This window comes from Methylobacterium sp. WSM2598 (assembly GCF_000379105.1).
Classification (GTDB): domain Bacteria; phylum Pseudomonadota; class Alphaproteobacteria; order Rhizobiales; family Beijerinckiaceae; genus Methylobacterium.
This window is the reverse complement of record NZ_KB900609.1, coordinates 2120690-2145337: the sequence shown is the minus strand read 5'-3', so window position 1 is coordinate 2145337 and position 24648 is coordinate 2120690. Positions and strand designations below refer to the sequence as shown.

The 24648-nt window shown below is 68.0% G+C and carries 20 protein-coding genes and 2 pseudogenes; 7 read left to right on the top strand and 15 right to left on the bottom strand.

Annotated features, from left to right (window positions below):
• The first annotated feature begins 8 nt into the window (after window positions 1-8).
• Both MET2598_RS38970 and MET2598_RS0110050 read left to right on the top strand, forming a co-directional pair.
• Window positions 9-938, top strand: a complete 930-nt coding sequence (locus MET2598_RS38970; RefSeq protein WP_157182126.1) for a metal ABC transporter substrate-binding protein — start codon at window positions 9-11, stop codon at window positions 936-938.
• A complete protein-coding gene (locus MET2598_RS0110050) occupies window positions 935-2335 on the top strand; it encodes a metal ABC transporter permease (protein WP_018260752.1) in 1401 nt (466 codons plus the stop codon). The genes MET2598_RS38970 and MET2598_RS0110050 overlap by 4 nt, the downstream gene beginning before the upstream one ends.
• Before the next feature lie 191 nt (window positions 2336-2526).
• Here MET2598_RS0110050 and MET2598_RS38965 read toward each other — a convergent pair whose 3' ends face one another.
• Together MET2598_RS38965 and MET2598_RS38960 are read right to left on the bottom strand one after the other, a co-directional pair.
• A complete protein-coding gene (locus MET2598_RS38965) occupies window positions 2527-2718 on the bottom strand; it encodes a hypothetical protein (RefSeq protein ID WP_236728701.1) in 192 nt (63 codons plus the stop codon).
• 446 nt (window positions 2719-3164) lie between these two features.
• Window positions 3165-3868, bottom strand: a protein-coding gene (locus tag MET2598_RS38960) for an IS5 family transposase (protein WP_085984614.1) whose coding sequence is annotated in 2 segments (ribosomal slippage) — window positions 3165-3586 and window positions 3586-3868 — 705 coding nt in all. Because the reading frame shifts where the segments join, the coding sequence is not laid out codon by codon here.
• 200 nt (window positions 3869-4068) lie between these two features.
• On the opposite strand from MET2598_RS38960, the gene MET2598_RS0110040 reads away from it, so the two are divergent.
• Window positions 4069-4281 carry a DUF6494 family protein gene (locus MET2598_RS0110040; RefSeq protein ID WP_012332626.1) on the top strand — a complete coding sequence of 71 codons (213 nt, stop codon included), beginning with the start codon at window positions 4069-4071 and terminating at the stop codon, window positions 4279-4281.
• A 952-nt stretch (window positions 4282-5233) separates the two neighbouring features.
• Here the strand turns inward: MET2598_RS0110040 and MET2598_RS43715 are convergent.
• The 7 genes and pseudogenes from MET2598_RS43715 to MET2598_RS0110000 form a co-directional block, all read right to left on the bottom strand.
• Window positions 5234-5479 (bottom strand): ATP-binding protein, encoded by a 246-nt coding sequence (locus MET2598_RS43715; RefSeq protein ID WP_018260749.1) that lies wholly within the window; start codon window positions 5477-5479, stop codon window positions 5234-5236.
• 112 nt (window positions 5480-5591) lie between these two features.
• A pseudogene (locus tag MET2598_RS43710) lies at window positions 5592-5918 on the bottom strand (ATP-binding protein); the annotation flags it as partial.
• A 56-nt stretch (window positions 5919-5974) separates the two neighbouring features.
• Window positions 5975-7472, bottom strand: a pseudogene (istA, locus tag MET2598_RS36285) (IS21 family transposase); the annotation flags it as partial.
• 406 nt (window positions 7473-7878) lie between these two features.
• Complete coding sequence (locus tag MET2598_RS0110020; protein ID WP_018260746.1) at window positions 7879-8505, bottom strand: c-type cytochrome; 627 nt, start codon at window positions 8503-8505, stop codon at window positions 7879-7881.
• Window positions 8502-9788 (bottom strand): PQQ-dependent sugar dehydrogenase, encoded by a 1287-nt coding sequence (locus MET2598_RS0110015; protein ID WP_236728700.1) that lies wholly within the window; start codon window positions 9786-9788, stop codon window positions 8502-8504. Before MET2598_RS0110015 ends, MET2598_RS0110020 begins: the two co-directional genes overlap by 4 nt.
• Window positions 9789-10666: 878 nt before the next feature.
• A complete protein-coding gene (locus tag MET2598_RS0110010; protein WP_018260744.1) occupies window positions 10667-10849 on the bottom strand; it encodes a hypothetical protein in 183 nt (60 codons plus the stop codon).
• A 306-nt stretch (window positions 10850-11155) separates the two neighbouring features.
• A complete protein-coding gene (locus MET2598_RS0110000; RefSeq protein ID WP_012332631.1) occupies window positions 11156-11617 on the bottom strand; it encodes a cupin domain-containing protein in 462 nt (153 codons plus the stop codon).
• Window positions 11618-11745: 128 nt separating this feature from the next.
• Between MET2598_RS0110000 and MET2598_RS0109995 the strand changes: the two genes are divergently transcribed.
• From MET2598_RS0109995 to MET2598_RS0109970, 3 genes are all read left to right on the top strand, one after another.
• Entirely contained in the window at window positions 11746-13278 is a 1533-nt protein-coding gene (locus MET2598_RS0109995; RefSeq protein ID WP_012332632.1) for a winged helix-turn-helix domain-containing protein, read from the top strand.
• Window positions 13279-13632: 354 nt separating this feature from the next.
• Window positions 13633-14470, top strand: a protein-coding gene (locus tag MET2598_RS38955) for an IS5 family transposase (RefSeq protein WP_085984613.1) whose coding sequence is annotated in 2 segments (ribosomal slippage) — window positions 13633-13989 and window positions 13991-14470 — 837 coding nt in all. Because the reading frame shifts where the segments join, the coding sequence is not laid out codon by codon here.
• A gap of 333 nt (window positions 14471-14803) precedes the next feature.
• Complete coding sequence (locus MET2598_RS0109970) at window positions 14804-15427, top strand: DsbA family oxidoreductase (protein WP_018260739.1); 624 nt, start codon at window positions 14804-14806, stop codon at window positions 15425-15427.
• A gap of 8 nt (window positions 15428-15435) precedes the next feature.
• On the opposite strand, the gene MET2598_RS0109965 is transcribed toward MET2598_RS0109970, so the two are convergent.
• The 4 genes from MET2598_RS0109965 to MET2598_RS0109950 form a co-directional block, all read right to left on the bottom strand.
• On the bottom strand, window positions 15436-16704 hold the full coding sequence (locus MET2598_RS0109965) for an adenylate/guanylate cyclase domain-containing protein (RefSeq protein ID WP_018260738.1): 1269 nt from the start codon (window positions 16702-16704) through the stop codon (window positions 15436-15438).
• Complete coding sequence (locus MET2598_RS0109960) at window positions 16701-17099, bottom strand: response regulator (protein WP_012332636.1); 399 nt, start codon at window positions 17097-17099, stop codon at window positions 16701-16703. Before MET2598_RS0109960 ends, MET2598_RS0109965 begins: the two co-directional genes overlap by 4 nt.
• Complete coding sequence (locus MET2598_RS38945) at window positions 17096-19105, bottom strand: GAF domain-containing protein (protein WP_084673813.1); 2010 nt, start codon at window positions 19103-19105, stop codon at window positions 17096-17098. The genes MET2598_RS0109960 and MET2598_RS38945 overlap by 4 nt, the downstream gene beginning before the upstream one ends.
• A 260-nt stretch (window positions 19106-19365) precedes the next feature.
• Window positions 19366-19698 carry a hypothetical protein gene (locus MET2598_RS0109950; RefSeq protein ID WP_018260735.1) on the bottom strand — a complete coding sequence of 111 codons (333 nt, stop codon included), beginning with the start codon at window positions 19696-19698 and terminating at the stop codon, window positions 19366-19368.
• A 35-nt stretch (window positions 19699-19733) separates the two neighbouring features.
• Here MET2598_RS0109950 and MET2598_RS0109945 point away from each other — a divergent pair, with 35 nt between their 5' ends.
• Complete coding sequence (locus MET2598_RS0109945) at window positions 19734-21329, top strand: adenylate/guanylate cyclase domain-containing protein (RefSeq protein ID WP_018260734.1); 1596 nt, start codon at window positions 19734-19736, stop codon at window positions 21327-21329.
• 116 nt (window positions 21330-21445) lie between these two features.
• On the opposite strand, the gene MET2598_RS0109940 is transcribed toward MET2598_RS0109945, so the two are convergent.
• Window positions 21446-21832 carry a response regulator gene (locus tag MET2598_RS0109940; protein WP_012332639.1) on the bottom strand — a complete coding sequence of 129 codons (387 nt, stop codon included), beginning with the start codon at window positions 21830-21832 and terminating at the stop codon, window positions 21446-21448.
• A complete protein-coding gene (locus MET2598_RS0109935; protein ID WP_018260733.1) occupies window positions 21829-24612 on the bottom strand; it encodes an ATP-binding response regulator in 2784 nt (927 codons plus the stop codon). Before MET2598_RS0109935 ends, MET2598_RS0109940 begins: the two co-directional genes overlap by 4 nt.
• Window positions 24613-24648: the final 36 nt, after the last annotated feature.

The following is a 24648-nucleotide window of genomic DNA, read 5'->3' as shown; positions in this document are numbered from 1 at the left end:
TCCGGCGCTTGGGCGCGCTCGCTCTCCTGGTGCTGCCGCTTCTGCTCTGCCCCGCAGCGGTGCGTGCGGCCCAGGGCGGACCGGTGCGGGTCGTCGCGACCACGCCGGACCTGAAAAGTCTCGTCGAGGCGGTCGGCGGTGACGCTGTCGTTGCGGCGAGCCTCGTCCCACCCGGTGCCGACCCCGAGGCTTACGAGGTGCGGCCGGGCGACCTCCTTCGGCTGCGTGGTGCCGACCTGGTCGTCCGCGTAGGCCTCGGCTACGATCACTGGCTCGACCCGCTGCTGGCGCGCCACGCCGATCCGAAGCTCATGCGGGGCGGCGCGGGGCAGGTGGACGCCTCGGCGGGCATCCCACTCCTCGAAGTGCTGGGGAGCAGCGTGGAGGCGGGAGCCACCGGCGGCCATGCTCACGGCTTGGCGAACCCCCATTACTGGCTCGACCCCGCGAATGCCGAGACGATCACCGCCGGTATTGCGGATGGGTTGGCACGGGTCGCGCCGGGCCGAGCCGCCCTGGTCGCCGAGAACCGCGGGCGCTTTCTCGCCGGCCTCGCCCGGCGGCTCGCGTCGTGGCAGGCCCGACTGGCGCCCTACGCGGGCGCACCGGTCGTCGCCTATCACAACGACTGGCCCTACTTCGCCCGCCGCTTCCGCCTCAACGTGGTTGCCGTCGTGGAGCCGAAGGAGGGGATCGCACCGAGCCCGGCCCAACTCGCCCGAGTTGCCGGGCTGATGCGCGAGCAGGGCGTGCGCGTCGTGCTCGCGAAGCCGAACGCGCCGCGCGGGCCGGCCGAGGCCGTGGCGGCCCGAACCGGTGCCCGGGTGGTTGTGCTCGCCGGGTCGGTCGGCGAGCTATCGGGGACCAGCGACTACCTTGGGTTGTTCGAGGTCGATGTCGACGCGCTCCACGACGCGTTCGAGGCGGGTGGGCGTTGATCGCCGATCTCGCCGCCCTGCTCGCGGTGCCCCTCGCCGTGACGGCGATCTTCATCGGGGTCCACACTTACTTGGGCCTCCACGTTCTGCGCCGAAGGGTCGTGTTCGCGGATCTCGCGCTCGCGCAGCTCTCCGCGCTGGGGGCCACGCTCGCCGTGGCCCTCGGCCACGCGCCGAGCGATCTGGCCGCGTTCGCATACGCGATGCTGTTCGCGTTCTCCGGCGCGGTGGCCCTGACCGCGAGCCGTTCGGTGTCCTGGGCGGTGAGCCAAGAGGCGCTCGTCGGTGTCCTCTACGTCGCCGCCAGTGCGGCCACGGTGCTCGTCATCGATCGCGCGCCGCAGGGGGCGGAACACGTCAAGAGGATGCTCGTCGGGACCCTGCTCGACGCGCGACCGGAGCAGCTCGCGAAGATCGTCCCGCTCTATTCGGCCGTCGCATTGCTGCACTGGGCCGCCCGGCGCCCGCTGCTCGACGCTTCGGAGAACCGACTCACCGGCGCCCGTGGCGTCCTGTGGGATTTCGTCTTCTACGCCTCGTTCGGCGCGATCGTGACCAGCTCCGTCGCCGTCGCGGGCGTCCTGCTCGTGTTCTCGTTCCTCATCATCCCGGCCGTCACCGGGACGTTGTTCGCCGCCGACAGAATCGGCTTGGCGCTCCTCATTGGCTGGTGCGTTGGTCTGACGGCCTCACTGGGTGGCTTCGCGAGCTCGCTGGCATTCGACCTTCCGACTGGCGCGTGCGTGGTCCTCACGCTGTTCGCCGCTCTCGGTCTCGCCGCATTGGCGCGCTTTTTGTGGATCGGTGACCCAAACGAGACGACGCAGAGGCGCGCTCGTGCACGCCAGGCATCATCGATCGGACTGCTCTCACTCATGCTCGCGGGCAGTCTCTGGTCCTTCATCAGGCCCGGGGCCGATCAGCCGCTGCTCGCGGCCCTGAACCGGATTGGCTTGCGGCCTGAGCGCTTCATGGACGATGCCGAGGCGGCTCGCTACGCCGAAGCGGCTGCGATGGAGCGGCGGTATCGCGCCGAGGTCGAGGCCCTCTCCAACCAGGAGAGGCAATCGCGCTGGCGCGGGGCGGGCCTGACAGACGATGAGGTTCGGCGCATTGCGTCCTACCAGCAGACCTACAACGAGATGGCTCGCGGCGAGCGCTTCGTTCAGGACCACCTTCTGGCCCGCGCCCATGCGCGGGAGCGCTGGCAGGTGTCGCTGCCGCTCGCGGTGGTCTCTGCGGCGGCATTGCTCGTCCTCGTATTCCGCACGCGCGTGATGCGTCGACCGACGCGCACGCCCTCGGACGGGGCAGGCGGACCTCTCGACGACGCAACCCGTAAGCCGCCGCTGACCGGTTCGCTGAACGCATTCAGGTGGAGCAAGAAATCCTTGTAGCAGTTCATGGTTCTCGTTTGGACCAGAGCTTGGCTGCTCGAGGCCCGTTCTACGGTTCAAATCCGCGGGGCGCGGGCCCTCAACAGCCTATTTTACTGAATTTAAGAGCGGCAGCCTGAAAGCGACGAGCGGGCGGCGGGCGTGGAGGGCCTCTGTCATACGGGATCGGCTTGATCGAAGCGGATCCCGGATCACGAGCCCGCGCGGCGCCTGAGCGAAGCCGACATCCGCATTGCGAAGCAATCCGTCGGATGTCGTATCCCAAGCCCGCGCGGCGCCTGAGCGAAGCCGACATCCGCATGGCCGAAATGGGAGATGGCGAAGCCATCAACCGGATGCCGGATGAGTTCCTCGGACTGCTGGCTGCGCACCATGGCCAGCAACGCAGGCTGTCGCTCGGCTGCCGCCGGGCAGTGGTGCGTGAGGGAGGACCCTCTCCGAAATCGCGCACCGCCCCGACCGCCGTCCGCCGAGGTGCATCTTAGTTTTCCGGAAGCCCGGCCTTACGGAGCCCTTCAACGGTGCGCCGATACTCCTCCAGGAAGATCGGATTGCGCGACCAATCAGCCTTGGCCCATTTCTGGACTGTGTATCCTGGCATAAGACGGACAAGTTGTTTGACCGCCTCCTGGGCATCATGTTTTCTGTCGAGCCAAGCACGCGCTGCAGCAAGATCAAGATACGTTATCCAGTAGGGGCCATCCGATATAGATTGATTACACCACGAAACAGCTTGCTCCCACATGCCCTGGTCTGTGTGTAGGCGTGACACATCCAGTATTTCCAAATGTTAGTCAACGGGTCGCGCGGGCTTAGGGTCAGGACTCAATCAGCACCAGAACGCGATCACGGCGGCGAGGGCGAGAGCGGAAGCGTAGTTGCGAGCCAGCTTGTCGGAGCGGGTGGCGATCCGGCGGACGTCCTTGAGACGGCAAAAGGCAGCCTCGATGCGCCAGCGTTCCCGGTCGCGGCGCTTGTCGTGGCGCAGCCGGCGCTTGCGGGCGCGGGTGCCGGGGATGACGGGGGTGATGCCCTTCTCCCGCAGATCAGCCCGCAGCCAGTCGGCGTCGTAGCCCTTGTCGGCAATCAGGCGCTGGATGGGGCCTGGGGCCTCGGCCAGCACCGCCGGGGCGGTGCGCACGGCGCTGGTGTTGCCCGGCGTCAGCAGGAGGACGCCAGGGCGGCCGAGCACGTCGACGAGGGCGTGGATCTTGGTCGTCTTTCCGCCGCGCGACGCGCCGATCGCCTGCGCTGTCGCCCCCCTTTGCCGCCCTGCGCCGAGCGGTGCGCCTTGACGTAAGTCGCGTCGATAGCAGCCGCCTCACCGACCCACCCGGCCCTAGCCAGGGCGGTCAGCATCGCCGTCCAGAAACCGCGCCGCGACCATGTGTTGAATCGGTTGTAGACCGTGGTGCGATGTCCATCCGCGGCCGGGCCGTCGCGCCAGCGGCAGCCGGAGGTGAGCACGTGCAGGATGCCGGGGATGATCCGCCGATCGTCCTCGCGCTCGGGGCCGGGCTGGTTTGTGGGCATGAACGGCACGAGGCCCAGACGTTCAGCCCCTTCCGGGGACGGCGGGGAACGAGGGGCGACGTGCGAAGCACGGAGCGGGCGTGGTTCACCGCCCCCGAGCCGAAGGCGAGGGTTCGAGCACGCACTCCACCGGACCCCGGAAATAGATTTCCTCTTCCGCGTTGCCGATTCGGCGACCGAAGCACCGGAGGAACAGCAATATGGACGAGGACCGCTTCAACATCGAGCTGCGCAAGTTCCTGAAGGAGGTCGGCGTGACCTCCCAGCGCGAGATCGAGCGCGTTGCACGGGAGGGTCTCGTGTCCGGCAACACGCTCAAGCTGCGAATGACGCTCACGGCCGAGAACGCCCCGCTGCAACACGTGGTCGAGCGGACGATCGCACTCGACGGCGAGACCGATCCAGCGTCGTAGGAGCGCCGAGTTCCTTCGCGTCGCGGCGCCCCTCAATGCGGCTCCGCGCGAGAGCAGCGCCCGATCACGTGGCCATCGGGCGCTGCTCCAGGTCTTTGATCTTTCCGCATTGTCTTCGACGAACCGGCATCCACCTCGTCGGACAATGCTCCAGCCGCTCCACCACTGGGCGCATCTCCTTAAGCTGATTAGAGATTCAAGATTGGGAGCGACTTCATGCTGCCATGCTGGTCCAGATCGATTTGGTGTTCGAGAACCTCCTCCCGGGTGAGTTCGCGCATCACGGTCGCGCTGGATCCTGGGCCAGCAGACTCCGAGACCAAGAGCTCCGCGTCCATCTCGTCACGAGCAACGACGAGCACAGGCGCCGTTCTGGGCTCCGACGAGTGAGCTTGCTTGACAGTGACTTGCACTCCGAATGCCTTGTTCATGTGGCAGCGCCTCTTCCCAGATCGGGCCGAAACGATCCCCGCACCCGACCGTGATCCGCGTCCGGCTCATGCCTCTTGCGGCACCAAAGGTTCCTTGACGCCGCCGTCCGTCTGCGCCCCGGGAGCCATGTCCGGGAGCGCCCATCCAGCAAAACCGCGGTTCTGATCTGACAGGAGCCGCTCGTTGCCGGGCAGGCCGGCCGGAAGGCCGAGGCGAGTGCGGGCGCGCCGGAGACCGGCTGCTCACGGGCGCGTGCCCGGTTTCGAGGTTCCTCGACGACCCCGAAGCGCAGCCTGCCTGACCCGGATTCTCCCGGTCCGAGGCGGAGATGACCCGTTGCTGGCGCGTTTGACACGCTGTCCGGACTGTCAAACGGCGTGGAATGTTGACCCCAGATCGGCGTCCAAAATTGACCCCCTGGATGGGTGCGGTGTGACGCCCCTGATCAGCCCGGCGGAGCCGGTCGGGGAAGCGCAGCCGGGCTGATCAGGGGTCCAGGAGGCGCAAGGCGCTGGCGACCTCAAGCACGGTTCTTGAAGCGCCAGCTCTCGTTGCCGGTCTCGACGATCTCGCAGTGGTGGGTCAGCCGGTCGAGCAGCGCGGTGGTCATCTTCGCATCGCCGGCGAACACCGCCGGCCACTCGCCGAACGCCAGGTTGGTCGTCACCACGATCGAGGTCGTCTCGTAGAGCCGGCTGATCAGGTGGAACAGCAGCTGACCGCCCGACTGCGCGAACGGGAGGTAGCCGAGTTCGTCCAGCACCACGAAGTCGATCCGGGCAAGATGGTCGACGATGCGCCCCTGCCGGCCGCGCGCGGGCCTCGGCTTCGAGCCGGTTGACGAGGTCGACCACGGGTGTAGAAGCGGCCCCGCGCCCCGTCCTGGATGCAGGCGCGCGCGATCGCGATGGCCAAGTGCGTCTTGCCCGTGCCGGTGCCGCGCCGACCAGCACGACGTTGCGCTGGTGGGCCAGGAACTCCCCGCTGGAGAGATCGCGCACCAGCCCCTCGTTGATCGGCGTCCCGGCGAAGGCGAACTCCGCCAGGTCCTTGGCCAGCGGCAACTTGGCGATCGTCATCTGGTAGCGGATCGAGCGCGCCTGCTTCTCGCTGATCTCCGCCTGCAGCAGGTCGCCCACCACCTGCTGCGGCTCGTGGCTGCGCTTCACGGCGACCTTGATGATCTCGTCGTAGGCCGCCTTCATCCCGTACAGCTTGAGTTCGCCCATGGTGGCGAGGATCTGCTGGCGTTCCATCACGACGCTCTCCTCAAGGTATCGTAGCGGGCGCAGTCCGCGGTTGGCTCGTGGCGCAGCCGCAGGCTCTCGGGCGTCAGGAGGGTGACGGGCGCGGCGGGCTCGCGCTGCCGGGCCAGGATGTTGAGGATCACGTCGGCCGAGTGCACGCCCTCGCGCAGCGCCTTGGCACAGGCCGCCTCGACCGCAGGGAGCCCGTCGCCGAGGACGGCGGTGAGGATCTCGACCATCTGGCGATCGCCGTCGGCGCTGCCGGCGAGCTTGCGCCGGACCCGGTCGAGCGCGGCGGGCAGCACCCAGTCCCGGAAGGGCGCGCCGTTCCTGAGCGCGCCGGGCTTGCGGGCGAGCACGGGCACGTAGTGCCAGGGATCGTAGACGGTCTGACCGCGGCCGAAGGCACGGGCGTGATCGCCGACCACGCGCCCATCCTGGCGGATCTCGATGCGCTCGGCATAGGCGCGGACCTCGACCGGGCGACCGATCGCGGAGGCGAGGACCGAGTACTTGTTGTTGTCGAAGCGCACGAGGCAGGTCGAGGACACGGCCGCCGGCACGGCGTGGAAGCCATCGAAGCGCCCCGGCATAGGGCACCAGCACCGCCCGCTCCGCCTCGAAGGCCTGCCAGATCGTCAGATCGCGCTGCTCGGGATGAGGGTGGGCCTTGGCGTAGGCGACGACCCCGTCGAGCAGCAGGGCGTTGAGCTCCTCGTAGCTCCTCACCCGCACCCGCGGCGGTGAACAGGCGCTCGCGCACCAGCCCGACCTGGTTCTCGACCTGGCCCTTCTCCCAGCCCGAGGAAGGCGTGCAGGCCACCGGCTCCACGAGGTAGTGCGAGCACATCTGCAGGAAGCGGCGGTTGTAGGCGCGCTCGCGCCCGACGAAGATCGTCTCCACGGCGGTCTTCATGTTGTCGTAGATGCCGCGCTGACAGGCGCCCTTGAAGAAGGCGAAGGCCCGATCGTGGGCGTCGAAGACCATCTCTTGGCTCTCGCGCGGGTAGGCGCGCACGAACAGCATGCGCGAGTGGCAGAGCCGGACGTGAGCGACCTTGACCGTCGTGGTGACGCCGGCGACCAGCACGATCTCGTGGCTCCAGTCGAACTGGTAAGCCTCGCCCGGCGCGAACGAGAGCGGCACGAAGGCGGGTGCCGTCACGGAGGTCTGCTCGCGCTTCCAGGTCTTGGCGTAGCGACGGACGGCATCATAGCCGCCCTCGTAGCCGAGCCCCCGCAGGGCCTCGAAGATCCGGATCAGGGTCAGCCGCTCTCGCGGCGCGACTTGCCGGCGTTGGCGGCCAGCATCCGATCGAGGTCGTCCCGCCACGGCCCGAGCTTGGGCAAGGGCTGCACCTCGCGTTCGTAAGTGAAGGTGGTTGCACCTGAGCGGATGACCTTGCGCACGGTGTTGCGAGAGACGTGCAGGTCGCGGGCGATGTCCTTGATCGCGCGGCCCGGGGTGAAGAACTCGCGCCGTATGCGCGCAATCGTGTCCACGCCCTTCATCCCCCCACCACCCGTCCGGTCGTCCCGAAGGGCAGTCTGCGAGAGCAAGCTTCAGGGGGTCAGAATTGGACGCCGATCCCCCGCCTCAGGGGGTCAAAGTTGCACGCCGAAACACAGTCCGGACGATCGCGTCGGGACAGCGGATGACAAGCCTCGCGATCGCGCGGGGCACCTTCTCGAACCTGATCGCCGGCCGCCCAGGTTCCGCGCTCTTGCGGCCTGGAGGCCGACGACACCGGTGCTGCAATCGCTGGACTGAGGCGCTGATCCCCTGCCCCGACGCCCGTGGCGAGATCGTCGGCGGCGTGTTCCTCAACGATTGCCCGGGCGGCCCCGGCCTGACCTCCGGGGCGGTGCTCGGCCGCCGCGCCGGCGCGGGCGCCGCCCGTGAGCGGCTGATCCGCGCTCAGCTGCGCGACAGGAAGGCGGCGAGGACCTCGATGTCAGCCTCGCTCAGGCCCTGCGCGACCTCGTTCATCGCGGGGTCGTAGCCCGGCCGGGCGTTGCTCTTGTAGCCAGCGAGCGCCTTCAGCAGGTAATCCTCACGCTGCCCGCGGATGCGCGGGATCGCGTCCCGCCCGGCGAGGTCGGCGCCGTGGCAGGAATTGCACTGGTGGCGCCCGACGAGCGCTCGCGCCCGCTCAGCGAGGGTTGAGTCAAGCGCAGTCTCGCCTGGTGAGGGTGCCGGCAGTCTTGAGAGCTCCTCGGCAAAGGAACGGAGGTCATCGTCCGAGAGGCCGGCCGCCATCTCGTTCATGGGCGGCGCAACCCGCTGGCTCTCACGAAACTGGTAGAGCTGCGTGACGAGATAGTCGGCCGGCTGGCCGCCGAGGGAGGGCACGCCCGGCGTCTCGGAGCGCCCGCTCTCACCATGACAGCCGAGGCAGGGGGCGAGACGCTCACCCACGGGTTCAGCGAGCGCCGGGCTGGCGGTGCTCGCGAGCAGCGCAAGCGCAAATGGAAAGAGCCGCATCGTCTGTCCAAGTGAGAGGGGCCTGCACGCGGGCCGACCCACGTGCAGGATCGCAGTCACGGCTGGTAGCTGATCCTGTAGATGGCGCCATTGTAGTCATCCGAGACCAGCAGCGCGCCATCCTGCGCCACGAGCACGTCGACCGGCCGCCCAAGGTAGCGGTTGTCCTCGATGAAGCCGGTCAGGAATGGCTCGATCGACGCGACCTTGCCGTCCGGCCCGAGCTTCACCGCCACCACGTCGCCGCCGAGTTTTTTTGTGCGGTTCCACGAGCCGTGCCGGGCCACGAAGATCGCGTTGCGGTAGGCCTCCGGGAACTGCGTGCCGGTGTAGAAGCGCAGGCCGAGCGCGGCGGTGTGCGGCCCGAGCAGGGCCGCGGGCGCGGTGAACTCGGCGCAGGAGCGTCCCCAGCCGTATTCCGGGTCCGTGAAGGTGCCCTGATGGCAGAACGGGAAGCCGAAATGCTGTTTGCCGGGTTCGGTGAGCACGTTGAGTTCGTCCTCCGGAATGTCCTCCGAGACCCAGTCGCGGCCGTTGTCGCTGAACCACAACTGCTTGGTCGCCGGGTTCCAGTCGAACCCGACCGTGTTGCGCACGCCGCGGGCCACCACCTCGACGCCGCTTCCGTCGAGGTTCATCCGCCGGATCTGCGCGTGGGTGTCGGGTGGCATCAGGATGTTGCCGGGCGAGCCAACCGGCACGTAGAGCTTCTCGTCTGGGCCAATGGCGATGAATTTCCAGCCGTGCGCCTCGTCCTTCGGCAGGTCGTCGTAGACCAGAACGGGCTTGGGCGGCTCGTCGAGGCGCGCCTCGATGTCGTCGAAACGCCAGACCTTCGACAGTTCGGCGACGTAGAGAGCGCCCTTGTGGAAGGCGAGGCCGTTCGGCCGGTGCAGCTTCGAGGCGATGACCTTCACCTCCCGCTTCCCGTCCCGGTCACGGATGGCGTAGACCCGGTCGAGGAGCCGTGTGCCGGCGAAGACCGTGCCTTTGTCGCCCTGGCGCAGCGAGCGCGCGTTGGCGACACCGCTCGCGAAGACCTCCACTTTGAAGCCCGCCGGCACCTTGAGCCTGTCCACCGGCAGCTTCGCCGCCGGCGTCGGCAACGGCGGGCCCGCGACCGGGGCGAGCTTCGCGGCCTCCCCGGACTCTGGGCGGCCGTAGAGGGCCGAGCCTCGATCCTGTGTGGCGGCGGGGGCCGTGGTGTTTACAGGAGCGGTGGGCGCACTGCCGGGGGTTGGGGCTCCGCTCGGCTGCTGTTGCGCGGAAGCACCGTGCAGCGCAGCGACGAGCGCAGCGCCCACGAGCGTCGCACGCAGGCCGCGCGATCGATTGATCGGCATCTCTCCTCCCTGATGTTCGATACCGCCGAGGCGCGGCTTGCGGGTGGTTGTAGTGCGCAAGCGCCCGCTGTCATGGGGCTGTCATGGGGGAGTGTGACGGGCGCGCAGGGACGAGGCTCCGGCACCAGTTGGTCGAGGCACACTGGCGGCACACGCCGCCCCCGCGGCGCACTCCGTCCGCACCCGGGGCACGAGGCCGGACCATCGACACCTCACCCCCCTCCCCGCGCACCCGACACGGCTCGACCGTGTGACCTTCGCCTGAGGAGCCGGCGCCCGATCCCTTTGAGCGGACTCACGTCCCTCTTCGCCGTTGCGCCGGCCCGCGTCATGCGCGAGTGAAGTGCCGCGGTCAGCACCCGTAGCTCAGCTGGATAGAGCGTTGCCCTCCGAAGGCGGAGGACCCGTAGAGCTGGTGTTCAAGGCGCCCCCTACCCTATCAAGGACTTAGCACTTCGCGAGCTCGTCTTGAGTTCATGGAAGCACGCCAGCGGCACAATTGGGCTACATCGGGCCGCGGGCAGCGAGGCGGACGCGAAGATCTTGCTCGCGACATAGCCCGCGCCCGTAGGCGGATGTGATCGACGTCATCCCGGACGTGCGCCCCGCGACCCCGCCGCGGAACACGAAGCCCTAGGAAAACCGAGGCTGCGCGTGGGGAACGCCTTCTGTGTCCACGACGATCCTGACCCAGTCCTTGGCGACGTTGCCGTTGGCGCACACGAAGGCCTTGGAAGCCCATGGAAAGCCGCTGGCTGTGCTGGAGCATCGCCCGCCTGGGGGGGATTAGGGACAACGACTCCCGAGCCTCTACGGCGTTCTGAGCGCCCCTCAGGCTCGCGAAGGCGAGCAAACCTCGCAGGCCACGAGATTGGCCCTTACTCCTCGTCGAGCTGATCGCGTATGTCGAAGCACGGCGGGCATCTGGCGTTCCGGTTGTGGCACTTGTGGCTCTCGGCCTTGAACGAGAGCGAGCGGCTATCCGGCAGCGTCACGACGAAGCGGTCACCGACGATCTCGACCTGCGCGTCCGGGTGGAAGAAGTCTTCATAGAGCTTCATGCCTCACCTCCTCATCATCGAGGTCAGGGTTGGTCGCCCGCAGCCCCGGCGACCTCGTTCGTCCGATCGCCGCGCCGGCCGCCCGGGGTGTGCATTGAGATCTACACAGCGGCCTTCTCGCATCGGAACAACGTCTGAAGCGCCTCAACGTCGATGGGCCAGCCCCGCACCGGCATTATCTTGGCCGTATGCAAGAGCGGCCCTTCATGCCTCTCGGCACCACGCGGAAGGCGGCGATTCGGCAATCCACCTGTTCACAGTGCAGCCGGGCGATGCTGATCAGCAGCATCAGCTTCGTCGAGGCGATCACCCCGTGACTGTGAGGCTCGAGAGCTGATCGGTGTCGAAGCGCCGTCGCAAGGCCGCCAGGGTTCGTGGGTCTGGCGGTCCTGAGCCCGCTAGTCCGGCCAACTCCTCGAAGTAGGCCTCGTGACCGGGCGGGGATACCGTCATCAGCAGCCGCGCCGGCACCGCACTCGGGTTGCGGATGTCGTGCGGGACGCCGGGCGGAATGAAGAGGTAGGCGCCACGACGGGCCGTCACCACGCGATCCTCAACCTGCCATTCGCAGGCACCGTCGAGGACGTAGAAGGTCTCCTCCTGCACTCGGTGCACGTGCAGGCCAGTGCTGAAGCGCGGCGGCACCACCCAGTCGAACATGCAAGCGTAGCGGGACTCCCGAGCGGTCACCAGGACTGCCATGGGGTGGCCCGCCACCGTCAGGCGAGGTGCCTCATCAGGCAGGTGGATCACGGGGACTGCATGCATCACTCTCATCCTCTCACTGAGGGGGCGGTGGTCAGCCGCGGAAGGCAGCGTGTCACTCGCGCGCGCCCAAGTCGTGAAGGCCGTCGGAAAGAGTTGCGAAAGATCCGCTGTCTTGGCTGAATCTCGGCATGGCGCTGTGGCTGGACTTCGGGCCGTTCCGGCTCGACACCGAGATGAAGCTGCTTCTGCGCGACGGCGCGCCCGTGGCCCTCGGCCCGCGTGCGGTTGCGGTGTTGCAGGCGCTGGTAGCGCGCGCCGGCGCGCCCGTCTCGAAGGAGGAGTTGTTCCGCGTCGCTTGGCCGGACCTCGCGGTCGAGGACAGCAACCTCACGGTCCAGATCGCCGCGCTGCGCCGCGCATTAGCCGGTAGCGAGGACGGCGCCCGCTGGATCGAAACCCTGCCGCGACGCGGCTATCGCTATGTCGGGCCAGTTGGCGCCGCCCCGTCCATGCCGCCGGTGATGCCGAGGTTCCCGGACCGGCCCTCGGTCGCGGTTCTCCCCCTGCGCAACCTCAGCGGTGATCCGGCAGAGGACTACTTCGGCGACGGAATGGCGGAGGACATCACCGCCGGTCTATCGCGCATCAAGTGGCTGTTCGTTACCGCCCGTAGCTCCGGCGCAGTCTACCGCGGCCGGGAGATCGATCCGTGCGAAGCCGGGCGCGCGCTCGGGGCGCGCTACCTTCTGCTGGGTAGCCTCCGTAAGGAGACCGCCCGCATCCGGGTCGCCCTCCGGCTGGTGGAGAGCGAGGCTGGTGGTGTTGTCTGGGCCGAGGCCTACGACCGCCCCCTGGAAGGCGTGTTCGCGCTACAGGACGACATCGCGATGTCGGTGGTGGGCGCGATCGAGCCGAACCTCCGGCAGGCCGAGGCCGAGCGCGTTCGGCGCCTCCGCCCTGAGAGCCTCGATGCCTACGACCTCGTGCTGCGTGCGCAGTCCGACGTCTTCACGGGCATGCCGGCCGAGTCGTCGCGTGCCCTCGGACTGCTCGGGCGAGCTCTGGAGCTCGAGCCGCGCTACGGGCTAGCGCACGCCTTCGCGGCGATGTGCCACCACAACCTGTTCCTCCGCGCAGGTCTTTCGGAGGTGGATCGCGCGGCCTCGATCCGGCACGCGGAGAAGGCGATCGCCCACGGGCGCGACGACGCCCTCGCGCTCACATTCGCGGGTTTCTCGCTGGCGATGGACGCGCATGACCGCCGAGCTGGGTCGGCCGCCTTCGAAGCGGCACTCGCGGTCAGCCCGTCCTCTGCCACCACCTACATCCTTGGCGGGGTCGTGCACGGCTGGGCGGGGGATGCGGAGCGGGCCATTACCTGGGGCGAGCGAGCGTTGCGGCTCAGCCCCTTCGATCCCTGGGCCTTCGCCGCCTATCACGCGCTGGCGCTCGGCCACCTCGTCGCAGGTCGAGCTGAGGCCGCGGCGGCCGCGGCCTACAAGGGTGTCCATGCGAACCCGGTGCACAGCATCTCGCACATGATTCTCGCGGCGACGCTGGCGCGGCTTGGCAGTCTCGACACCGCCCGCGCCGCGGCAGCGCGCGTGATGGCGCTCCAGCCGGTGTTCCGGTTTAGCCGTCAGCTGGCAGGCGTGGATTGCGCGCCGGACCTGGCTGCGGCGCTCGGCGAGGCGCTGCGCGCCTGCGGCCTGCCGGAATAACGGCGCGTCCATCCCAGCGGGCGCCTCCTCCTTCACAATTCAATACGGTCGAATTCTCTTTGTGAACTGCCCTAGGGCGTCTCGAAGCGGATCAGCAGCACGACGCTTGTTCTCGCCCTTTGGCAGCTCCAATCCTTCCGCCATCGCCTCCCTCCAAATCAGCCTGGATCTCAATGCAGGCGGCGCCGTTCTAAGATCCGCTTAGTTGGCGCACGCGCCGCGGGAAGGGAGTCTGACGTGGAAGCGACGGCTCAGACGGCCGAGATCCGCTCCCACGTGCCGCGCTTTCCCGCGGCTCTAGGGCGTCTCTGCAAAGGGGTTCACACGGGTGGGGTGAGCGCCCATGTGGGCGGGATGCGACGCTTTGAACTGACCGATGCGCAGTGGGAGCAGATCGCCCCGCTGCTGCCGCCGCAGAAGCCACGCACGGGCCGGCCGGCCGAGGATCACCGGCAAGTCCTCAACGGCATGCTGTGGATCCTGCGCACGGGCGCGCCCTGGGAGGATCTGCCGGCGCGCTACGGCCCTGTCGGAACCGTATCGAGCCGGTTCTATGGCTGGCGCAAGGCGGGCGTGTTCGACCGGGTGCTGCAGCGCCTGCAGGCGCAGGCGGATGCTCGCGGCGACCTCGACTGGGACCTGCACGTCGTGGACGCGACGGTGGTGCGCGCCCACCCGCACGCCGCCGGGGCACGCCGGTCCGGCGCCATCGGGGGGTGAGGGGACGGTTGAGGGCGTAGGCGAGGCGCTCGGGCGCAGCCAGGGCGGGTTCTCGACCAAGCTGCATCTGCGCGCCGAGGGCGGAGGCAAGCCGATGGCGGCTGTCCTGACGGCCGGCGAGCGGCACGAGCAATTTGCGCTGGACGCGTTGATGGACAAGGGCGCCGTGCGGCGCCGGGGACGTGGCCGCCCCCGCCTGCGTCCGCGCCGGGCAGCGGGAGACCGAGGCTACTCCAGCCCACCCGCCCGCCGCCGGCTGAAACAGCGGCGGGTCGAGCCGGTCATCCCGACCCGCAAGGATCAGCCGCGTCAGCCGGACTTCGACAAGGCCGCGTACCGGGAGCGCAACAAGGTCGAGCGGCTGATCAACCGGCTCAAGCAGTATCGCCGCATCGCCACCCGTTACGAGACGCGCGCCGCCAACAACCTCGCCATGGTCACCCTCGGCATGACCATGCTCTGGCTCTCATGAGTTTGCAGAGACGCCCTAGTGGATCGCCGCCCACGTCGCCGCGGAGGTCGCCTGTGCTGCCAACCCCTCCGCCAATGTCGCCCGTGCCGCCACCGGCAACACCGCCCTGATCGGCACCGAGGTCACTCCCAAGATCGCCGGTGCCACCACCGGCGAGGTTCGTGCGACTTCCCAGCCCGTCAATCGTGGCGCAGAGCGCCTCTCGCGATAAGGAGAGCGTTCGTGCTGGCCGGCCGGTCGCTGGCGACTCGGATCAGGGCCCCACAACTCGTGACGCGAGCCTGGTCTTGCAGTTCGGCCCGCTCCATCTCGTGCGCGAACAGGAGCACGCCCATGCCGCTGACCATCTCCGTGTTCTCCGACGTGATCTGCCCCTGGTGCTACGTCGGCAAGCGCCGGCTCGAACGCGCCCTTGACCAACTCGGTATGCGCGAGACCACCGCGGTTGAGTGGCTGCCCTTCGAGCTTAACCCCGACATGCCGGTTGAGGGCATGGAGCGCGCGCATTACCGTGCCCGGAAGTTCGGGGTCGAACGTAGTGCCCAACTCGACGCGCAGATGGCCGAGCTTGGACGGCAGGAAGGCATTCACTTCGCCTTCGAGCAGATGCTCCGGACGCCGAACACGCGACGTGCCCACATGCTGATCGCGTTCGCCACGCAGCACGGACGAGCGGGGGCGGTCGTAGACGGCCTGTTCCGCGCCTACTTCGAAGCAGGCCGAGACGTCGGCGACCCTGATGAGCTCCTCAATGTCGGTGTCGCGGCAGGCCTTGATCGTGCCCTCGTCGACGAGGCACTCAACAGCGAGCAACTTGCGCAGTTCGTGGAGCACGTCGAGCAACAAGCGGCCCATATGCAGGTCACCGGCGTGCCGTTCTTCATCGTCCACCGCAAGTGGGCCGTCTCCGGTGCGCAGTCGACCGAGCAATGGATCGAGATCCTCAGCGCTGCGTGAGCAGCGGATCAGGCCGTGCGCAAGTCGATCCGGGTGCCGGACACGCCGTTGAGGAGCCGCCGCAGGTGAAAGCTCGCGAGGTGATCATCGGCGTTGAGGCCCACGAGCGAGGCGAAGGCCGGCAGGGCGCCCGGATCGCCCGCCGCGAGCTTCTCGAAGGCCTCGCCGTAGCGCGCGGTGCCGGGATCCGCGAACGCCGCCTCCGAGAGCGGCTCGAAGGTGCGCAGGGCCTCCGTCCTGCCCCGCAGGACGAGATCGCCGATCGGACGGCCGCGAAAGCCCTCCGCCCGCTCGGCCACCGCCGCGCTCACGCAGAGGCGCGTGCCCAGCACCTTATTGGCGGCCTCCAGCCGCGCCGTGATGTTGATGGTGTCCCCGTAGGCCGTGTAGTCGAAGAAGCGGCCCCCGCCGAAATTGCCGACGATGGCCGGTCCGGCGTGCACGCCGATGCGCGTCGACCCGAGCACGACGCCGCGCTCGGCCCAGCGCGCGCGGAAGGCTTCTGCCGCCGCATCGAGGGCGAGCGCGCACGACACCGCCCGCGTGGCGTGATCCGGCTGCTCGCCCGGTGCGCCGAACAGGACGTGGATCGCGTCGCCGACGATCTTCGCCACCGTGCCCTCGTGCGAAAAGACGAGGCCGGTCATCTCCGCGAGGTAGCCGTTGAGGAGTTCGGCGAGGAGAGCGGGATCGAGGCTCTCGACGAGGGTCGTGAAGCCGGCGATGTCGGTGAACAGCGAGGCCACGTCGCGCCTGTGGCCGCCAGCCAGGGCCGACGCGTCGGCCGCCAGCCGCTCGGCGAGGTTGGGTGAGAAGTAGCGCGACAGGCTCGCATGCGCCCGCTCGGCCGCGGATTGCCGCCGGCGCGCCTCGCGCAGGGTGCGGACGTGGAGCACGGTGCGGTCGACGGTGGTCTCGAAGTCGGCGAAGTCGATCGGCTTGGTGAGGAAGTCGAAGGCGCCGCGGTTCATCGCCGTGCGGATGTTGGCCATGTCGCCGTAGGCCGAGACGATCACGGTCGAGAGTTTCTCGTCCGCCTCCTGGAGCTTGGCGAGCAGCGTCAGTCCATCCATCCGCGGCATGTTGATATCGGAGACGACGAGGTCAACGTCCGGGTGTTCGGCGATGACCGCCAGCGCCTCGAGGCCGTCGCGGGCGAACAGGAAGCGGATCGCGCCCTCGCGGATGCGGCGGCGGAACTTCTGCGCGATCAGCGCCTCGAGGTCCGACTCGTCGTCGACGACGAGGACCTTCGTCGGCGAGGTCACGCCGGTCATGCGGCCCGGCCGATTTCCAACAGCCGCCGGTCGACCTCCGCCCGCAGGGCCGAAAAGTCGATCGGCTTGGTGAGCAGGCCCGCCGCCCCGCCCTCCGTCGCGCGCCTTCGCGTCTCGGCGTCGCCGTAGGCGGTGATCATGATCACCGGCACGTCGGGCCGGGCGCTGCGCACGTGCGGCAGGAGGTCGAGGCCGGTCATGCCCGGCATGTTGATGTCGGAGAAGATCAGGATCAGGGTCTCCTCGCCCGGGGCGCTCAGGCGCGCCAGCGCCTCGTCGGCCGATTGCGCGAAGGCGAGCGCGAAGCGGCCCGCCCGCAACTCGCGGCGGAACTGCTGGCGGAACAGGTCGGCCACGTCGGGTTCGTCGTCGACGACGAGGATCAGGACGCTCATGCCGGGCTCTCCGCCGCAACGGATCCGCCGCGGGGCAGGAGGATGCGGAAGACCGCGAAAGCCCCGGGCTCGGTCTCGACCTCGATGGTGCCGCCGTGCTGCTTGACCACGATGTCGTGGCTGAGCGAGAGGCCGAGGCCGGTGCCCTCTCCGGCCGGCTTCGTGGTGAAGAAGGGGTTGAACATCTTCGTCCTCACGGACTCCGGAATGCCAATGCCGTTGTCGCGAACCAGAATCTCGATTTTGTCGCCGCGGTCGCGCGTCGCCACAAAAAGGCTCGGCTCGTAGCCCGTTGGGTCAGCCTCCGCCTTGCGTTTCATCACGGCGTGGAAGCCGTTCGAGAAAAGATTCAGGAGCACCCGCGAGATCTCCTGCGGGTAGAGGTCGGCGCGGCCGGCGCCGGGATCGAGGTCGCGAGCGAGTGTCACGGTGAATCCCGGCTTCTCCGCCCGGGCGCCGTGGTAGGCGAGGTTCAGGCTCTCTTCCACGAGGGCGTTGACGTCGACAAGCCGGCGCTCGCCCGAGCCCTCCCGGGAGTGCAGCAGCATGTTCTTGACGATCGAGTCGGCGCGCTTGCCGTGCTGGACCACCTTCTCGAGGTTGCCCCGCAACAGGCCGGTCAGCGCGTCGACCTCCTCCCGGACCGGGCCGTCGAGAGCGGCTGGGGCCAGCGCCTCGTTCAGTTCGTCGATCAGCTCCGCCGCCAGGGCCGCGAAGTTGTTCACGAAGTTCAGCGGGTTCTTGATCTCGTGCGCGATGCCGGCCGTGAGCTGGCCGAGTGAGGCGAGCTTCTCGGTCGCGACAAGGCGGTCCTGGGCCGCCCTCAGGTCATCGAGTGACTGGGACAGCTCGCGCGTGCGCTCCTGGACCTCATCGAACAGGCGAGCGTTCTCGATGGCGATCACCACCTGGTCGGCGAAACTCTCCACGAGGTCGATCTGCCTCTGCCCGTAGGGTGTGGCGTCCGGCTTCGCCAAGGCGAGGACGCCGATCGCCTCGCCCTGGCGAAGCAGGGGGACTGCCAGCACCGACTGCCAGCCTCCGAGGTCGACAGACTCGCGAAGTCGGAAGTCGGCATCCTGATTGATGTCGGGCACGTGAATGGTGTGCCCCGACAAGGCGGCGCGTCCCGCGATGCTCGTTCGGTCAACCGTCAGCGGGTGGTGAGCGTGCCACGCGATGAATTCCGGTCTGCCGCCGAAGCTGGCGGTTAGGTGCAAGAGGCCTCCGTCGCGCCTAAACAGGATACAGCTTGTCGCGTCGCACAGCCTTACTGCCGATTCGGTCAGCGTTCCGAAGACATCTTTTAAACTGAATCCTGACTGACGGACAATTCTCAACCCCTCCGCCATCGCTGTTTGTTGCCGAAGCGCCTGACTAAGCTCCTCAGTTCTGGCATTAACCTCCCTAAATAGGCGAGCATTTTCGATTGCCACGAGGGCTTGATCGGCGAACAGCTGAACAAGCTTGATCTGGTTGTTCGTGAAGGGCGTCGGCTCCCGTCGCGTGAGTGAGAATACTCCCTCGATCACGCCGTTGCGGAACATAGGGATCCCGAGTAGCGCACGCGAGTTGCTCAGCCCCGATCCCAGCCGCGTTTCGCTCGCACCTGGGAAGGCGTAATCGGGATCAAGGAGCTTGTCGGGGATGTGGACGACGGATCCGGCCAGGACGACCTTCGGAACCAAGGATTTGTGCCAGAGCCGCCGCGGGTTAGCGGCCATGAAGGCCCTGAATTCGGGCGACGTGCCCCAGCTCGCGTCGGCGTAGAACGCGTCCCCGATTTCGTCGGACCTGCGGAGGAAGATCGTGCTGTCGTCGGCCTCACACAGTTCTGCCGACGACTGGGCTATAGCCTCGAGCACAACAGTGAGGTTAAAATTTGAGTTGCTGATCGCCTTCAGCACGTTGGAGAGTGCGGCCAGATGGTGAAGAGCCTGATCCCGCTCGCGGATCGCCTTCGACAGCGAATCGGGCAGTGGAGAGCCGTTGTCGGAAGAACGCATCGGGGACACAAGCGCACCTGATGGAGGCGATGTATCAAGCGGACACTTCAGTGAAGGCGTCAATAGGGAACGAGCTTCTCGAAACCGAACGCCACCTGGTCTACGTCGGCTGCACGCGCCCGTGACCGGCTGCCATCGCCGGTATGCGACCCAGTTTCGGGCTTCCTCAACGACCTTCTGGCGCACTCTGCGTGACCCGGCTCGAAGCCACGTTTAGCCTCCGCGCCGCTCCCGTCGCGCTGAATCACCGTCCGGCCTCGTTACGACGACGGCCATCGGCGCGCCCTGAAGGTGGTCTCGTCGCCGTTCCAGAAGGCGATCTCGCCGTGGATCGTGTCGGAACCGTCGAACTCAGCCCAGCCGTCGCCCCACACTTCGTCACCCTCGTCTGAGCCATGAAACCGGAAGCCCACATCCGTCTGGCTGTAGGAGCAATCGAGGCTCGCGACGACCACCCCGAAGCGGAACTCGCCCGTGCCGCCTCGTTCGAACGCGATGAAGGCCGGCTCAATCATGTCGAGATAGTCGTTGTCCCAGGTGCCGGTCTCGGTGATGCGCCACCACCCCCGAAACCGCTCGCGGATGCTGCTCATGCGACCTATCTCCTGACCGGCATGGAGGACGGACCATGGCCAATGAGCGCGCGCCGATGCTGCGGCCCGACGACGCGAGTCACTTGAACGGTCGCGTTGCACGCGTCCTGAAGTCCTACCTGGACCAAGCACTCTCCGCGCCGAGCGCGGCGATAGACGGCTTCGTCGGCATGATGATCGAGGATGCCGGAGGGGATCAATACGCGGAATTCATGGCCGATCTCGAGCGCATCAAGGTAGCGAACATGCAGTTGTCGCTCCTGATTGCAGAAGCCGGCTCGTCGGGTGTCCTGCTCACCGCGGATGCCGAGAACCGCGCGCTCGTCCTCAGCCGCCTGAAGCACGACCTTCGCACGCCCCTGAACGCGATCAAGGGCTACAGCGAGATGTGGATCGAGGACATGTCGACACTCGAAGGCCGCCCCTTCGTCGCCGATCTCACGCACATTCGGGACTGCACGGACCAGATGCTCGCCCGGATCGAGCAGCTCACCCAGGTCGGAGAGCTGCGCGGCGAGTCCGACGCCGAGGTGCCGATGGCGACCTCGGCCGCCATCGCGGAGTTCCTGCGCGCGGTCTCTCCGGCCGCAGCCGAGATGGACGCGCCCCGGCTGACCGGCCGGATCCTGGTGGTGGACGACGACCCGACGAACCGCGACCTCCTCCGGCGTCGGCTCGCCCGCGAGGGCCACGACGTCTCGCTCGCCGACGATGGCGCGACCGCGCTCGCCAAAGTCGCCGCGGAGGACTTCGACCTCATCCTGCTCGACATGATCATGCCGGGCATGTCGGGCTTCGAAGTTCTCTGCCGCCTCAAGGCCTCCGAGACGTCCCGTCACGTTCCCGTCATCGTCATCTCGGGCATCGACGACATCGGCAGCATCGTGCGCTGCCTGGAGGCCGGGGCCGAGGATTACCTCCCCAAGACGTTCAATCCAACGATCCTGCGCGTCCGAATCACAACCTCGATTGAGAGAAAATTCCTGCGCGAGCGGGAAGAACGGCTCCTGCTCAACGTTCTTCCTCGGCCGATCCTCGCGCGAATGCGCAACGGAGAGGCGGCGATCGCGGACCGCTTCGCGCAGGTCACGGTCCTGTTCTGCGACCTCGTGGGGTTCACGCCGCTGGCCGGACGGCTCACGCCCGGCGGCACCGTCGATCTCCTCAGCCGGGTCTTCTCGGCCTTCGACCGGTCCGTCGCGCGCCGCGGCGTCGAGAAGATTAAGACGATCGGCGATGCCTATATGGCGGCGGGCGGCATCCCGGAGACGACGCCCGATCACGCCCGGCGCATCGCCCTCCTCGCCTTCGACATGATGGCGGATGTTGAGGAGGTCGGGCGAGCGCTCGGCGTGGAGCTTGCGGTGAGGGTCGGCATCCACTCGGGCGAGGCCGTGGCGGGCGTGATCGGGCAGAGCCGGTTCGCCTACGACGTCTGGGGCGACAGCGTGAACATTGCTGCCCGCATGGAATCGCACGGGCAGGCCGGGCGGATCCACATCTCGGAGAGCACCCGCCGGGCGCTCGGCGGCGATTTCTTCTGCACTCCGCGCGGCGTCACGCACATCAAGGGCAAGGGCCCGATGGAGACCTACTTCCTCGATGGAGCCTCGCACGCTGGCAACACCTGACGCCGTGCGGCGTCTGGCCGACGGCGCGGCGACGGCCGCCGCGCGACGCGCCGGACAGGTGCCCCGGCCCGCGCGGGGCGGAGCCGGCGGCCGGAACGCGCCGTCCGGGAGCGCGGTCAGCCCTCCGCCGGCTTTCCGGCAGGATCGAGCAGCGCGTGCATCTTGCCGAGGAGACGGGGAAGGTCGACCGGCTTCGTGTCATAATCGTCGCAGCCGGCGGCGAGCGCGCGCTCTCTGTCGCCCGACATCGCGTGCGAGGTGAGCGCGATCACGCGCAATCCGGCCGTCTTCTCGTTCGCCCTCAGCGCCCGGGTCGCCTCGAAGCCGTCCATCGTCGGAAGGCTCAGGTCCATCAGGATCAGGTCCGGCATCTCCGCCGCCGCCGTGTCCACCGCCTGCTGGCCGTCCTCCGCGAAGAGAACCTCGAAGCCGCTGCGCTTCAACCGCCGACTCAGCATGTCGCGGTTCAACTCGTTGTCCTCAACCAGCAGGACGCGGGTCATGTGACCTCCTCTGCCGCAGGTCGCTCGCTAACCGCCCCGGCTGCCGGCGGCCCGTTATGGCCGAACAGCGTCTCGTGAAGAACCCATTTCAGATCGAGCCTCCCGGCATCCGCCTTCGACACCACGCCCTCGGTCATGGTGACGAGCTCCGCACGCTCCGCCTCAGTCAACGACTTAGCGGTCAGGACGATCACCGGGATCTCCCGGCTGTCGGCGCAGGAGCGCAACTCGCGCAGGAACTCGAAGCCGTTCATCACCGGCATCATGAGGTCTAGGAGAACGAGCCGGGGCTGCGGGTGGGTTGCGAGCCAGTCCAGGGCCTCTCGACCATTGCCAACGATCTCCGCACGGCAGCCCAGGCGCTCGACCGTGCGGGCGGTCACGGCCTGCATGGCGCCGTCGTCCTCGACGATGAGGACGAGTTCACCCGCGCCCTGCAGCCGGTGCGTCCGGATGGCGGCGGCGAGCTGGGCGCGGTCTACGGGCTTGCTCAGCACCGCCGAGGCGCCGAGCGAGAAGCCGAGCCCGCGGTCGGCCGCGATCGAGACGAGGATCACCGGGATCGGCGTCAGGTCCGGATCGGATTTCAGCGCCTGCAACACGGCCCACCCGTCGAGGCGGGGCATCATGATGTCGAGCGTGATGGCGGCGGGCTGCCTCTCGCGAGCCACCTGAAGCGCGTCCTCGCCGGACTCGGCGTAGATCGGTCTGTAGCCCTCGCGAATCAGGAGCGAGCCGATGATGTGGCGCGAGGCCGCGTCGTCATCGACGACGAGGATCGTCGGCCCCGGCAGGTCGGCCTGCTTGCCGTCGGGCAGGGTCCTGGCGGCCGCCTCGCCCGCGCGGCCCTCCGCGGGGGGGGCCTTGACGGGCGGATGCGCGGGCAAGGTGATGACGAAGGTGCTGCCCGCGCCGAGCGCGCTCGTAACCGCGATGTCTCCCCCCAGCATGCGGGCGAAGCTGCGCGTGATCGCGAGGCCCAGGCCCGTCCCGCCGAACTTCCGCGTCGTCGAGTTGTCCGCCTGCTGGAAGGCCTGGAAGAGGCGGCCGACCTGCTCCGGCGAGAGACCGATGCCGGTGTCGCTGACGGCGAAGCAGAGATTGCCGGCCCGGTCGGGATCCGGATCGACCGACAGCGTCAACAGACCACCCTTAGTGAACTTTGCAGCATTGCTGAGCAGGTTCAGAAGACTCTGCTTCAACTTCGTGACATCCGTGACCATCCGGGACGCCCCCGCTGCACAGGCGACCACCAGCCGATTGTCGTTTCGCGCCGCAACCGGCTCAATCAGCAGGCGCACATCCTCCAGCAACTCAGGAATATTGATCTCTTCGAGGAATACCTCCATCTTGCCGGCCTCGATCTTGGAAAGATCGAGAATGTCATTGATCAGGTCGAGGAGGTGCTTGCCGGCTCCCTCGATCTTGGTGAGGTCCGCGGCCGCGCCGTCATTGCCATCGTCGGCCGCATCCTCCCGCAGCATCTGGCTGTAGCCGATGATCGCGTTGAGGGGTGTGCGCAGTTCGTGGCTCATGTTGGCCAGGAACTCCGACTTCACCTGGTTGGCCCGCTCGGCTTCCGCCCTGGCTTGGTCCAGCTCGATCTCGCGCTGCTTGAGATCGGTGATGTCCATCACGAGGGTTACCGTGCCCCCGTCGTGGGTCCGGTGCTTGGCGATCTGGAGCCAGCGCCCGCGCACCCGTGTCTCCGTCGTGCTCCCAGACCGACGATGCTCGGCGAGGCGTTGGGCGATCCACGCGTCGTGATCCAGGTCCGCCTCGGCGTCCGACTCGTCGCGCCGCGCCGCGACCTGCTGGATCAGTGTCTCGAACGGCAGCCCCATCGCGGCAGCGGCGGACTGGCCCATCAGCATCTCGCTGTAGCGCGCGTTCGCCATGACGAGGCGGTCGTCGCGATCGTAGAGGGCGAAGCCCTCCTGCATGCAGGCCACCGCGTCCTCGAGGATGAGCCGCTGGTGCTCCGCTTCGCGCGTCAGGCGCTCGCGCTCCGCCTGAGCTGTCCGAAGCAACGCGATGACCCGCACGATGCCGCGGATCTCCGCGTCCCGGGTTTCAGGCAGCGGCACGTCGAAACGCCCCTCGCTGATCGCGCTCAGGGACTTCACCACCTGTCGCAGCGGCACCAGGATGGAGTGCAGCACCAGCGCGGTCAGCCCGATCCCGAACACGATCGCCAGACCCACCACGATGAACGAGACCCGCGTCGCCGTCATCGTCCGCGCGAGCACGAGGTCGCGCGCGCTGTGGGCCTGCCCGGAGAGCTGATCGTCGAGCTGAGCGAGGATGCGGTCGACCGCGATGCCGTGACGCCGCGCCTCAGCGACCAGGGAATTGCCGATCACGCGCTGGTCGTTGGTGTAGGCGTCGACCCCCTTGTTGGCCGTTTCGGCGAAAGCCGCGACCTCCGTGGCGATCTGGGCAGCCGTGGTCGGGTCGGTCTTGGCCAGGACAGACAGCTGCGCGTCGAGCTTCTTGCGCGCCTCGGCCGCGTTGCGCTCGGATTGCGTGAGCAGGCTGACGGCGAGGTCGGTCGTCCAGTAGCGCAGGTCCGCGAAGGCATTGCGGACGTCGTTCGCGACCTCGATGCGAACCATGGCACGGTCCGCGCGGGCGGCCGCCTCGGCCGCCCGGTTCAGGGCAGTGCAGAGATAGAGGTTGGTTCCGATGATGCCGGCCATCAGGATGAAGGCGAGGAGGATCAGCCGTGTCCTGATGGAGATGTGATCGAGGAGGTGCGTCGGACTCACCGCGAGCCTCATCGTTGCGGCACTCTCCGCCGTCCCGGCGCGGCGAGC

What these genes read in the sequence shown, in the direction of transcription:
- MET2598_RS0110040 (WP_012332626.1), top strand. Translation starts at nt 4,069, where the DNA reads ATGGACGAGGACCGCTTCAACATCGAGCTGCGCAAGTTCCTGAAGGAG.
- MET2598_RS0110015 (WP_236728700.1), bottom strand. Translation starts at nt 9,788, where the DNA reads ATGCCGATCAATCGATCGCGCGGCCTGCGTGCGACGCTCGTGGGCGCT.
- MET2598_RS0110010 (WP_018260744.1), bottom strand. Translation starts at nt 10,849, where the DNA reads ATGAAGCTCTATGAAGACTTCTTCCACCCGGACGCGCAGGTCGAGATC.
- MET2598_RS0110000 (WP_012332631.1), bottom strand. Translation starts at nt 11,617, where the DNA reads ATGCATGCAGTCCCCGTGATCCACCTGCCTGATGAGGCACCTCGCCTG.
- MET2598_RS0109995 (WP_012332632.1), top strand. Translation starts at nt 11,746, where the DNA reads ATGGCGCTGTGGCTGGACTTCGGGCCGTTCCGGCTCGACACCGAGATG.
- MET2598_RS0109970 (WP_018260739.1), top strand. Translation starts at nt 14,804, where the DNA reads ATGCCGCTGACCATCTCCGTGTTCTCCGACGTGATCTGCCCCTGGTGC.
- MET2598_RS0109965 (WP_018260738.1), bottom strand. Translation starts at nt 16,704, where the DNA reads ATGACCGGCGTGACCTCGCCGACGAAGGTCCTCGTCGTCGACGACGAG.
- MET2598_RS0109960 (WP_012332636.1), bottom strand. Translation starts at nt 17,099, where the DNA reads ATGAGCGTCCTGATCCTCGTCGTCGACGACGAACCCGACGTGGCCGAC.
- MET2598_RS38945 (WP_084673813.1), bottom strand. Translation starts at nt 19,105, where the DNA reads ATGCGTTCTTCCGACAACGGCTCTCCACTGCCCGATTCGCTGTCGAAG.
- MET2598_RS0109950 (WP_018260735.1), bottom strand. Translation starts at nt 19,698, where the DNA reads ATGAGCAGCATCCGCGAGCGGTTTCGGGGGTGGTGGCGCATCACCGAG.
- MET2598_RS0109945 (WP_018260734.1), top strand. Translation starts at nt 19,734, where the DNA reads ATGGCCAATGAGCGCGCGCCGATGCTGCGGCCCGACGACGCGAGTCAC.
- MET2598_RS0109940 (WP_012332639.1), bottom strand. Translation starts at nt 21,832, where the DNA reads ATGACCCGCGTCCTGCTGGTTGAGGACAACGAGTTGAACCGCGACATG.
- MET2598_RS0109935 (WP_018260733.1), bottom strand. Translation starts at nt 24,612, where the DNA reads ATGAGGCTCGCGGTGAGTCCGACGCACCTCCTCGATCACATCTCCATC.